We start from the raw sequence: 11,864 nt of genomic DNA, 5'->3' as shown, positions 1-11,864 counted from the left end.
GCCCCCCACTACCCGGGGGGAGCCGGCCCGCCACATGGCGGGCCGGGTCTTGCCTTATTTCTTGACCGGGTTGCCTTCGGCGTCGATCACCGTCACCTCGCCCAGGTTCAGCGCGCGCACGGCCGCTTCGGTCTGCTTGAGGTCACCCACCACCACCCAGGTCAGGGCCTGCGGCTTGATCTCGGCGGCGGCCTGCTGCACCTGCGCCGGGGTCATCGCTTCGATCTCGGCCTTGCGCCGCAGCACGTAGTCGTCCGGGCGCTTGAACTGCACGATCGAACCGATGGTCGACGCCACCGCACTGGCGGTCTCGTAGGCACCGGGCAGGCTCAGGGTCTGGATGTTGCGGATGCGGTTGACCTCGGCAGCGGTGGCCGGCTTGCTGCCATCGGCGAACGCGGCGATTTCCTTGCGCATTTCCGCCAGTGCCGGGCCGGTCTTGTCGATCTGCACCGGCGCGCTGGCCATCCACGGGCGCTGGCCCACCGAACTGACCGCGCTGCTGCGCGCACCGTACGACCAGTGCTTGTCCTCGCGCAGGTTCATGTTCAGGCGCGAGGTGAAGTCGCCGCCGATCACGCCGTTGGCGATGTCGAAGCGGGTCGAACTGGTGGCGCTGGAAGGTGCCACCACCTGGCCGGCGAACAGGTTGGCCTGTACCGCGCCCGGCTGGTCGATCAGGAACACGCGCGGGCCCTTCGGCAGCGCAACGTCGGTGGCCGCCTTCACCTGCGGGGCCTCGCCACTGGCCTTCCAGTCGCCCAGCTGCTTGTCCAGCAGCGGCACGATCTCGGCCAGGGTGGTGTCGCCGACCACGATCAGGGTGCCGTTCTGCGGGCGCAGCCAGTCGTGGTGGAAGTCGACCAGGTCCTCGCGGGTCAGGCCGTTGATCGCCGCCTCGTCACCGCTACCGGTAAACGGAATGGCATACGGGTGGCCCTTGCCATACAGCAGCGGGGGCAGCACGCGCATCGCCACCGCACCCGGGTTCACCTTCTCCTGCTGGATGCCAGCGATCCAGCTCGCCTTGACCCGGTCGATCTCGCCCTGCTCGAAGCGCGGTTCGCGCAGCAGGTCGCGGTACAGCGCCAGCGACGGTGCCAGGTTTTCCTTCAGTGCCGACAGGTCCACGCTCATCGAATCCAGACCGGCCGAAGCATCCAGGCTGGCGCCCAGCGCATCCGCGGCGTCGGCGAAGGCCAGCGAGCCCAGCTTGCCGGCGCCTTCGGTCATCAGGCTCATGGTGAAGTTGGCGGTGCCCGGCTTGCGGCCCTGGTCGGCACTGAAGCCGCCCGGGAACTGGTAGCTGAACTGCACCACCGGAATCTCGTGGCGCTCGGCCAGGATCACCTGGGTGCCGTTCTTCAGCGTGGCACGCTGCAGCGCCGGGAACTTCAGCTGCGGGAACTCGCGGGTCTGCGGCACGCCGGCCTTGCGGTCGACCTGCTCGGGCAGGGTGCTGTACTTCGGGTCCACCGCCGGCACGGTGAACGGCTTCGGCGCCTGGCTCGGGTCTTCCTTCAGCGCCACGCGCTCACCCGGTGCGATCACCAGGGTGTGACTGCCCTTGTCCAGCCACTGCGCGCCCAGCCGGCTCAGATCAGCAGCACTGGCCTTCTCGATGTTGGCCAGCGAGGTACGGAAGCAGCCCGGGTCGCCGGTGAACACCGCACATTCTGCAAGGGCGTCGGCCTTGCCGCCGAAGCCACCGATGCGCTCGATGCCGCGGATGAAGCCTGCGCGGGCACCGGTCTTGGCACGCTCCAGTTCGGCCGCGGTCGGGCCCTGCTTGATCAGCCGGTCCAGTTCCTCGTCGATGATCTTCTCGACCTTGGCCGGGTCCTGGCCCTGCTTGACCGTCGCCATGATCACGAAGTTCGAGCCCAACTGCGAGGTCGACAGGCCCGACGCGATGCTGTCCACCAGCTTGTCCTGGTGCTGCAGGCGCTGGCTCAGGCGCGAAGACTTCGCACCGCCGAGCACCTGCGCGAACAACTGCAGCTGATCGACCTCGGTGGTGCCGACCTGCGGCACGTTCCAGGCGCGGTAGATGCGCGCCTGCGGCACCTTGTCGGTCATCGTCTCGCGCGTGTCGGCACTACGCTTGGCCACGTTCACCGCCGGCTGCGCCATGGTCGGGCCGGCCGGGATGCTGCCGAAGTACCTGGCGACCTTTTCCTTGGCGGTGGCCAGGTCGATGTCGCCGGCCAGCACCAGCACCGCATTGTTCGGGCCGTACCAGGTGCGGAACCAGGTCTTCACGTCATCCAGCGACGCCGCGTTCAGATCGTTCATCGACCCGATCACGCCGTGGTGGTACGGGTGGCCCACCGGGTACAGCGCCTTGTTGAGCTGGTCCCAGGCCTGGCCGTAGGGCTGGTTCTCGCCCTGGCGCTTCTCGTTCTGCACCACGCCACGCTGCTCGTCCAGCGCGGCCTGGTCGATCGCACCGACCAGATGGCCCATGCGGTCCGATTCCATCCACAGTGCCATGTCCAGCGCGGTGGTCGGCACGTTCTCGAAGTAATTGGTGCGGTCGGTGTTGGTGGTGCCGTTCTGGTTGGTGGCACCCACCTGCTTGAACGGCTCGAAGAACTCGCCGTCGTGGTTTTCGCTGCCCTGGAACATCAGGTGTTCGAACAGGTGCGCAAAGCCGGTACGGCCAGCCGGCTCGTCCTTGCTGCCCACGTGGTACCAGACGTTGACCGCAACGATCGGCGCCTTGCGATCGGTATGCACGATCACGCGCAGGCCGTTGGGCAGGGTGAACTGCTCGTACGGGATATCGACCTTGGCCGGTGCCGCCGGCTTGGCGGCGAGCGCATGGGTGGGCGCGAGCGTGCCCAGGGCGGTGCTGAGAGCGACGGCCAGCAGTGCAGCGCGCGGGCGAAGGGCGAGAGACATATCCGGATCCTTGGTCACGAAGGTGAACCCCGATCCTAGCCTGCGCGCGCGGCGGCCGGAATCGGTCGCCAGTCACTGGGGGTGTTTGCCCAGATGACCATCCAGCCCGACGCCCAGGGGCGCTCTTGAAACGTCACAGACGCCGGCTGAAGGCGTCCGGACAGTGTCCGCGGCTTATCGAATGGACAGGTGTCCGCCCAGCGGACACTTTCGGGACCACATAAAAGCCTTTCAAATCAATAACTAAAAGTTGGCACGCGGATTGCTTGGTACTTCCTGCGCCAGGAAGGGCTTCAGACAAAAGCTGACTAAAGACTGAACAGATGCAGGAAATCGAAAATTTCTCTTGCATGCCCAGAACTGGTGTACTACCTTACTACCACACCACTGCTCACCAACACTAAACAGGCCCCGTCATGAACGCCAAGACCATTGCCATCGCCATCGCCCTGATCGCCGGCACCGCGGTTGTTTCGTCGGTGCAGGCCTCCGAATCCATCAAGACCCTGTCCACCGTGCAGGTTCGCCCGGCCGCCGACCAGCTGGCCCAGCAGGCCTGGGAACAGGCCAGCGGCATCCCGACCCTGGCCACCGTGGAAGTGCGCCCGAGCGCCGACCAGCTGGCCGAGCGCAACGGCTACGTCGCCGCCCCGGTCGCCGCCGCGATGCCGATCACCACGCTGGCCTCGGTGGAAGTGCGCCCGAGCCTGGAACAGCGCGTCGCCCTGGCCGCCGAACTGGAAGCCCAGCGCTACGCCGCCACCCTGGCTGCCGCTGCCACCAACGTCGCCAACTCGGTCATCGTCAACCTGCCGGCCCTGCAGGTGCGCCCGAGCGCCGCCGACCTGCAGGCCCTGGCCACCGAAACCGCCCAGGTCCTGCTGCGCCCGTAACCGGTGCCGCCCTGCCCCGTGCAGGGCGTGCGCCGTAAAGGCGGCGGTCGTCGCAGGTACACTGCGCCGATGAATGCCGCGCCCCAGTTCCACGTGATCCTGTTCCAACCGGAAATCCCGCCCAACACGGGCAATGTGATCCGGCTCTGCGCCAACACCGGCGCGCAGCTGCACCTGGTCGAGCCACTCGGCTTCGCACTGGAAGACAAGCAGCTCAAGCGCGCCGGCCTGGACTACCACGAGTACTCGCGCCTGCAGGTGCACCCCGACCTGGACACCGCGCTGGCGCGGATCGCACCGAATCGATTGTTCGCACTCAGTACCCGCGCCAGCGGGCGCTACGACAGCGTGGCCTTTGAAGACGGTGATGCGTTCCTGTTCGGCCCGGAAAGCCGTGGCCTGCCGCAGGAGGTGCTCGATGCCCTGCCCGACGGCCGCCGCCTGCGCCTGCCGATGCGGCCGGACAACCGCAGCCTCAATCTTTCCAACACCGTTGCGGTGGTGATGTACGAGGCGTGGCGGCAGCATGGGTTTGCCGGTGGGGCGTAGCTCACGTGTGTCACTTTCTTTGCTCGCGCAAAGAAAGTAACCAAAGAAACGCGCCGCCGCCCGCGAGCCGGTGCTCTGCACCGGTACCCTGCGCTCCTCGGCCCGCCGGGGGACGGCGCGGAACTCGCTGCGCTCAGACACCCGCGCCTCTTCGCCCCCGTCGGTCCTGTGGTGCTCGGCTCGCTTCAAGGCGGACCCAACAGCCGCGCGGTAAATCCACGCCATGCGTGGATGCCTTCCGCCTGGATCAATCAGGAGTGGGCGCCCTTGCGTTTCCCGGGGCGCGTGCACCCTACCTGGCAATGCCGGCCAGCGGCCGGCACTACCGGTGCACTCAGAACGCGTTGATGCCGGTCAGTTCGCGGCCGATCACCAGCTGGTGCACGGTCTCGGTGCCTTCATAGGTGATCACCGATTCCAGGTTCAGCGCGTGGCGGATCGCCACGTGCTCGGTGGTGATCCCAGCCCCACCAAGCAGATCGCGACACTCGCGGGCGATGTCAATCGCCATGCGGCAGTTGTTCCACTTGGCCAGGCTGACCTGCTGCGGCTGCAGCTGGCCGGCTTCCTTCAGGCGGCCCAGCTGCAAGGCCAGCAGCTGCGCGGTGGTGATGCGGCGGGCCATCTCGGCCAGCTTGATCTGCGCGCTCTGCGTGGCCGCCAGCGGACGACCAAACAGCACGCGCTCCTTGGCATAGCCAAGTGCTTCATCCAGGCAGGCAATCGCCGCACCGATCGGGCCCCAGCTGATGCCGTAACGGGCCTGGGTCAGGCAGCCCAGCGGCCCCTTCAGGCCCTTCACGTTCGGCAGGCGATGGCTGTCGGGCACGCGCACGTCATCGAAGAACAGCGCGCCGGTCAGCGACGCGCGCAGGCTCATCTTGTGCTTGATCTCCTGCGTCGTGAAGCCGGCCATGCCCTTTTCCAGCACGAAGCCTTGGATGCCATCTTCGGTCTGTGCCCAGACGATGGCCAGGTCGGCCACCGGGCCGCTGGTGATCCACATCTTGCTGCCGCTGATGCGCCAGTCGCTGCCGTCGCGCACCGCGCGGGTCTTCATGCTGGCCGGGTCGGACCCACCGTGCGCCTCGGTCAGGCCGAAGCAGCCGATCAGTTCGCCGCGTGCCATCGCCGGCAGCCACTGCTGGCGCTGTTCCTCGCTGCCGTACGCGTAGATGGGATACATGCACAGCGAGCTCTGCACCGAAACGAAGCTGCGCAGGCCCGAATCGCCGCGCTCCAGCTCCTGGCAGATCAGGCCATAGCTGACCGCGCCGAGGCCACCGCCGCCGTACTCGGCCGGCAGGGTCGCGCCCAGCAGGCCCAACGAGGCGATCTCAGGCACCAGTTCATCGGGGAAGCGGGCCTGGTCGAAGGCATCGCCGATGATCGGCAGCACGCGCTCGTTGGTGAAGCGGGCGACGCTCTCCTGCACTGCGCGCTCTTCCTCGTTGAGCAGGGAACGGACATCGAACAGATCGTACGGATGCAAAGCCATGGCACTCACACGCAGTCAGGACCCGGCCATTGTCGGTCATCCGGGCAGAGCGTGCCGACCAAGGTCGGCACCCACCAGAGCTGCAGCACTACGCTGCAATGCAGCAATCGTGGTGTGAACATCGCTGATCTAGCTCGATCACGCGCGTACCGGTACCCTGACACATTCAAACAACTGTTTCGCCCGTGGCCGCACGCGCGATTCCCAGGCACCGCCGGTGGCCCCGATGCCGGCCCTACCCACGAGTCATGCAATCGATGAGCGCTGAAGCCAACGCCCTGCCCCCGCGTGAAGTAATGGAATTCGACGTGGTGATCGTCGGTGCCGGCCCCGCCGGCCTGGCCACCGCGATCCGGCTGCGCCAGCGCGCGCTCGAAGCCGGCCGCGAGCTGTCGGTGTGCGTGCTGGAGAAGGGTTCCGAACCGGGCGCGCACGTGCTGTCCGGCGCGGTGATGGATCCGCGCGCGCTGACCGAGCTGTTCCCGGACTGGGCCGAGCGCGGCGCACCGCTGAAGCAGAAGGTCACCCGCGACGAATTCCTGTTCCTCAGCGAGACCGGCGCGCGCAGCACCCCCAACGCGCTGCTGCCGGAGTGCTTCCACAACGAAGGCAACTACATCATCAGCCTGGGCGAAGTGACCCGCTGGCTGGCGCAACAGGCCGAGGCGCTGGAGGTTGCGATCTTCCCGGGCTTCGCCGCTGCAGAAGTGCTGTACGGCGACGACGGCGAGGTGATCGGCGTGGCCACCGGCGACATGGGCATCGAGAAGGACGGCAGCATCGGCCCGGCCTTCGAGCGTGGGATGGCGCTGCACGCCAAGTACACGATCTTCGCCGAAGGTGCGCGCGGCCACCTCGGCCGCCAGCTGATCGCCCGCTACAAACTGGACGAAGGCAAGGACCCGCAGGCCTACGGCATCGGCATCAAGGAGCTGTGGCAGATCGACCCGGCCAGGCATGAGCCGGGCCTGGTGGTGCATGCGGCTGGCTGGCCGCTGGACAGCGACACCTACGGCGGCGCGTTCCTGTACCACGCCGACGGCGGCAAGGTCGCCATTGGTTACGTGGTCGGCCTGGACTACAAGAACCCGTGGCTGAGCCCGTTCGAGGAGTTCCAGCGTTTCAAGACCCATCCCTCCATCCGCAAGCACCTGGAGGGCGGCACCCGCATCGGTTACGGCGCCCGTGCGATCACCGCCGGCGGCCTGCTGTCGCTGCCGAAGACGGTGTTCCCCGGGGGGGCGCTGGTCGGCTGCGAGGCCGGCTACCTCAACGCCAGCCGCATCAAGGGCAGCCATGCCGCGATCAAGACCGGCATGCTGTGCGCCGACGCCGCGTTCGACGCGCTGGCCGCCGATCGCCAGCACGATGAACTGAGCGCCTACCCGAAGGCGTTTGAAGCCAGCTGGCTGTTCACCGAACTGCAGCAGGCCAAGAACTTCAAGCAGTGGTTCAAGAAGGGCCAGACCGTTGCCACGCTGATGACCGGCGTGGAGCAGTGGCTGCTGCCGAAGCTGGGCGTGCGCAACCCGCCGTGGACCCTGCACCGCACCCAGCCGGACCACGCCTGCCTGGAGCCGGCGTCGCAGCACACCCGCATCGCCTACCCCAAGCCCGATGGCGTGCTGACCTTCGATCGTCTCAGCTCGGTGTTCCTGAGCAGCACCAACCACGACGAGAACCAGCCCAGCCACCTGACGCTGAAGGATCCGAGCATTCCGGTGAAGGTGAACCTGGCCGAGTACGCCGGTCCCGAAGCCCGTTACTGCCCGGCCGGCGTGTACGAGTTCGTCGGCGACGCCGGCGACGCGCGCCTGCAGATCAACGCGCAGAACTGCGTGCACTGCAAGACCTGCGACATCAAGGATCCGACCCAGAACATCGTCTGGGTGACCCCGCAGGGCGGCGGCGGCCCGAACTACTCGGGCATGTGATCGCCCCGGGCTGCGACCGCGTGTCGCAGCCCGGCCGCTCCACCGCACCGCTATCCTGCCCGCCCATGCGTGCCTCCCGCCTGCTCACCACCGTTGCCGTGGCCCTGCTTGCCACGGCCTGCCAGCGCCCGCCTGCGGCGCCGGCCACGCCTGAACAGGCCCGGCAGCAGGCCATGCAGCGCGCGTTCGAACTGTGCGCCGGCTGCCACACCGTGCAGCCTGGCGGCATCCACCGCTTCGGCCCCAACCTGCACGGCGTGATCGGCCGTCGCGCCGGCAGCCTGCCCGATTACGGCTATTCCGACGGCATGCGCCGCGCCGACATCACCTGGAGCGCGCAGACCCTGGACGCGTTCCTGCAGTCGCCCACCCACGTGGTGCCCGGCACGCGCATGTACAACGCCTTTCCCAGCGCCGAACGCCGCGCGCTGGTGATCGCCTACCTGCAACAGCAGTCGGCTCAGTGACCCAGTCGCTGCAGCTGGTGCTGCAGGCGCTCCACGAACGCCGTTACAGCGGCGAACACCGGTGCCGGATCGGCCTCGGTCGCATCCTGCAGGCGCTCGACCAGCGCGTTGGCCTGCCCGGCCAGTGCGCTTGCCCCGATCGCCCCCAGACCGCCCGCCTGGCGATGCAGGTGGAGCGCCGCAGTCTCGCGGTCACCGGCCCGCACGGCGCGCTGCACCGCCGCCAGATCACTTTCACTGGCCTGCAGCAGGCTGTCGCGCAGCTGCTCGGCCACGGCGCGCGAGCCATAGCGCTGCTGCAGGGTGGCCAGATCAGGCAGCACTTCAGCGTCGTCGGCGACAGTCTCCTGCACGGGCGCATCGAACGACTGGCCCTGTGCCTGCGGCAGCCAGCGCAGCAGCGCGGTGCGCAGCGTGGCCAGCGACAGCGGCTTGGCCAGCACCTCGTCCATGCCGGCCTCGCGGCAGCGGCGCGCATCGTCGTCCAGCACGCTGGCGGTCAGCGCCAGCACCGTCAGCCGCGGCTGGCCGGTACGGCCCTCGCGCTCGCGCAACAGGCGGGTGAAACCGAAGCCGTCGAGTACCGGCATGCGGCAGTCGGTAATGACCAGGTCGAAGGCCTCCGATGACAAGCGGTCCAGTGCCTGCTGGCCATCGCCCAGTAGCACATGGGGTACGCCCAGCTGCTGCAGCCGCCACGCCATCATCGCCTGGTTGGTCGGGTGGTCCTCGATCACCAGCACGCGTGCCTCGCGCAACGCCGGCGGCAGCAGCGCCGCCTGCTCCTGCTCCGCAACCAGCGCTTCAACGTCACCCCTGCCTGCCTCCACCAGCGCCAGCCGCACCTCGGCGCGGGTGCCCTCGCCCAGCGTGCTGTGCAGCTCCAGCTCGCCGCCCATCATCTGCACCAGGCGCTGGCAGATGCTCAGGCCGAGGCCGGTACCACCATGGTCGCGCTGGATGTAGGCACCGGCCTGGGTGAACGGCGCAAACAGGTGCTGCAGCTGTTCCGGTGCGATTCCGATGCCGGTGTCGGTGACGCTCAGGCACAGCGGCTGGCTGCCGTCGTCGGCGGTCGGGCCCAGTACCTCCAGCTGCAGCCGCACTTCGCCGCGCGCAGTGAACTTGATGGCATTGCTGAGCAGGTTGAACACGATCTGGCGCAGGCGCACGCCATCCACTTCGTGCGCTGCCGCCAGCTGAGGGTCGATCTGCACATGCAGCTCCAGCCCGCGTGCACTGGCCTGCGCCGACATCAACCGGCACACGCTTTCCAGCAGCGGCCGCAGCGGTTGCGGTACCGGCTCCAGGCGCAGTGCACCCGCTTCCAGCCGCGAGTAATCGAGGATGTCGTCGAGGATCTGCCGCAGCATCTGCGCCGAATCCTCGATCACGCCGAGGATGCGCTGCTGCTCGCTGTCCAGCGGTGAGTGTGCCAGCACCTCCAGCATGCCCAGCACGCCGCTCATCGGCGTACGGATCTCGTGGCTCATCGTGGCCAGGAAACGCGATTTGGCCTCAGCGGCCTGCTCGGCGTCCGCCTTCGCCGCCGCCAGTGCATCGGCCTGCATCCGCGCCTCGCTTACATCCACCCAGTACCCGCTCCAGATCACCGCGCCGTCTTCGGCGGCGTAGGGATGGGCCTGGCTGCGCACCCAGCGCACGCCTTCCCCGTCGCTGCGCAGGCGAAACTCCAGGATCAACGGCGCGAACTGGTGCGCGGCCTGCTCGATGGAATGCAGGATGCGCGCGCGGTCCTCCTGCTCGACGCGTTCCAGCAACACCCTCGCATCCTGTTCGGCCTGCTGACGGGTGATACCGAACAACGCAGGCAGGTCGCCGGCGATGAACGGGAAGCTCAGCGTGCCATCGGCATCGCGACGGGCCTGGTAGACCACCGCCGGCAGGTTGTCGGTCACCTCGGCCAGGCGCTGCTCCAGCTGGCGGCGTCCTGCCACCTCACGGCGCAGCCGCCAATGGCCCACGCCATGCACCAGCAGTGCGGTCAGCAGCACCATCAGCACGGGCACGCCCCACCGCAGCAGATTGCTCCAGTCGACCCCATTGCGGTACTCCACCGCCAGCCAGGCGCTGCGCAACGCCTCGCGCTTGCGTGGGGTCATCTGCAGCAGCAGGCGATCGAAGGTCGTGGCCAGGGCCGCATGGCGGCGATCCACCGCCAGCGCCAGCTGGTCGTTGAAACCGGCCGGAGCCGCGACCTGCATCCGCCCCGGGAAACGGCTGCGCAGCAGGTGATCGACCACGGCAAGGTTGCCCACATAGGCATCGGCTTCACCCTCAAGCAGGCGCTGCAGCGCCTGCTCGGCACTCCGCGCAGCAATGATCCGGGCCTGCGGCGCCTGTTGCTGCACATAGCCACGCACGCGCTCCGGGTCGGACAGCAGCACGCGCTTGCCCTGCAGGTCGGCCAGGCCCAGCAGCGATTCGCCATCGCTCCTGACCACAATCACGTTCGGCACGCTGATGAAGGGCTGGCTGAACACCCAGTCCGGGCCCAGGTAGCGCGAATCAACGGGTATGCCCATCACCGCCTGCAGTTCACCGCGGCGGGCCTTCTCACGCACCTCGTACCAGTCGTGGCTGTTCTCGACCTTCAGGTTGGCGCCGGCCTGCATCAGGCGCTGCAGGTACTCGCTGGCCAGGCCACTGGGCCGGCCATCCTCGCCGGTGAACGACAGGGGCGCGGCATTCGGGGCGAAACCGATCATCAGCGGCTGCTCCAGCACACGCTTCTCGGCCTGGCTCAGCGCCAGCTGCGCCGATGCCGACCAGTGCGGCGGTGACAACCAGCGTTGTGCGAGGGCATCGCGCTGGGCCTGGCTGGTCGCGGCCAGCGCCAGGTCCAGGGCTTCGGCCAGGGGTTGCTTGCTGTTGGCAATGCCGAAGTGCAACCGTTCGGGGGGCAGGTCGCTCGGCCGCAACAGCGCCACGCCCTGCAGGCGCCGGCTGGCAATCAGCTCGGTGGCGACGAAGGCATTGCCGATGTAGACGTCCGCTTTGTCGTCTATGACCATCTGCAATGCGCTCAACGTGTCGTTTGCGACAAGCTGGCGGGCACGCGGGAATCGGGCGCGCACCTGCGGACCGGTCAGGAAGTCCTGTTCGATCACCACCCTCAGCCCATCCAGGTCCGGCATGTCGGAGGCACGCAGGTCATCGGGCCGGCCCACCAGAGCGAGCGGCGCCTCACTGTAGGCTGCGGTATAGACCATGCAGCGGGTGCGGTCGGCACTGAGGCCGACATTCATCACCACGTCGATCTCGCCACGACATGCCGCATCCAGCACGGATGTCCAGTCCGGATAGCGGCGCGCCTCGACCTTCACACCGAGCTGGCGAGCAAGATGCGACAGGTAGTCCGGTCCCAGCCCGACCTGCTTGCCATCACGGAGGGACTCGAAGGGCGGCCAGCCGCTGTCATACTGCCCGACAACGATGGTCGGATGCGCCACCAGGTATTCGCGCTGCAACGGGCTGAGCGGCAGCAGGCCAGGGGCCGGCTGTGCCTGGGCCACGGGCAGCGCCAGCATCGCCAGCAGCAGGAGCAGCCCGCGAACAGCCCACCTACGCATCTGCGTCGATCTCCTAGAATCCTGCC

General features: G+C 67.9%; 7 protein-coding genes. 4 read left to right on the top strand and 3 right to left on the bottom strand.

Features of this window, described 5'->3' with window-relative positions; translation table 11 throughout:
• Window positions 1–54: 54 nt before the first annotated feature.
• The gene (locus tag ACM0PB_RS13270) at window positions 55–2,904 is read right to left on the bottom strand and encodes a M16 family metallopeptidase (protein ID WP_164093065.1); all 2,850 of its coding nucleotides are present in this window, start codon (window positions 2,902–2,904) and stop codon (window positions 55–57) included.
• A 416-nt stretch (window positions 2,905–3,320) separates the two neighbouring features.
• On the opposite strand from ACM0PB_RS13270, the gene ACM0PB_RS13265 reads away from it, so the two are divergent.
• Together ACM0PB_RS13265 and ACM0PB_RS13260 are read left to right on the top strand one after the other, a co-directional pair.
• Window positions 3,321–3,797 (top strand): XAC0231 family protein, encoded by a 477-nt coding sequence (locus ACM0PB_RS13265; protein WP_014035556.1) that lies wholly within the window; start codon window positions 3,321–3,323, stop codon window positions 3,795–3,797.
• Window positions 3,798–3,866: 69 nt separating this feature from the next.
• Window positions 3,867–4,346 (top strand): tRNA (cytidine(34)-2'-O)-methyltransferase, encoded by a 480-nt coding sequence (locus ACM0PB_RS13260; protein ID WP_164093066.1) that lies wholly within the window; start codon window positions 3,867–3,869, stop codon window positions 4,344–4,346.
• A 334-nt stretch (window positions 4,347–4,680) separates the two neighbouring features.
• Here ACM0PB_RS13260 and ACM0PB_RS13255 read toward each other — a convergent pair whose 3' ends face one another.
• The gene (locus ACM0PB_RS13255; RefSeq protein ID WP_005420799.1) at window positions 4,681–5,844 is read right to left on the bottom strand and encodes an acyl-CoA dehydrogenase family protein; all 1,164 of its coding nucleotides are present in this window, start codon (window positions 5,842–5,844) and stop codon (window positions 4,681–4,683) included.
• Between the two features lie 257 nt (window positions 5,845–6,101).
• On the opposite strand from ACM0PB_RS13255, the gene ACM0PB_RS13250 reads away from it, so the two are divergent.
• Together ACM0PB_RS13250 and ACM0PB_RS13245 are read left to right on the top strand one after the other, a co-directional pair.
• A complete protein-coding gene (locus tag ACM0PB_RS13250) occupies window positions 6,102–7,778 on the top strand; it encodes an electron transfer flavoprotein-ubiquinone oxidoreductase (RefSeq protein ID WP_262219752.1) in 1,677 nt (558 codons plus the stop codon).
• A gap of 65 nt (window positions 7,779–7,843) precedes the next feature.
• Window positions 7,844–8,245 carry a c-type cytochrome gene (locus ACM0PB_RS13245; RefSeq protein ID WP_053497753.1) on the top strand — a complete coding sequence of 134 codons (402 nt, stop codon included), beginning with the start codon at window positions 7,844–7,846 and terminating at the stop codon, window positions 8,243–8,245.
• On the opposite strand, the gene ACM0PB_RS13240 is transcribed toward ACM0PB_RS13245, so the two are convergent.
• Complete coding sequence (locus tag ACM0PB_RS13240; protein ID WP_414604833.1) at window positions 8,239–11,838, bottom strand: ATP-binding protein; 3,600 nt, start codon at window positions 11,836–11,838, stop codon at window positions 8,239–8,241. The genes ACM0PB_RS13245 and ACM0PB_RS13240 overlap by 7 nt on opposite strands.
• Window positions 11,839–11,864 lie beyond the last annotated feature (26 nt).

The sequence above is a fragment of the Stenotrophomonas sp. AR029 genome, from assembly GCF_047520695.2.
Taxonomy (GTDB): Bacteria; Pseudomonadota; Gammaproteobacteria; order Xanthomonadales; family Xanthomonadaceae; genus Stenotrophomonas; species Stenotrophomonas sepilia.
The sequence above is the reverse complement of the archived record's forward strand: the minus strand, read 5'-3'. Positions and strand labels throughout refer to the sequence as shown.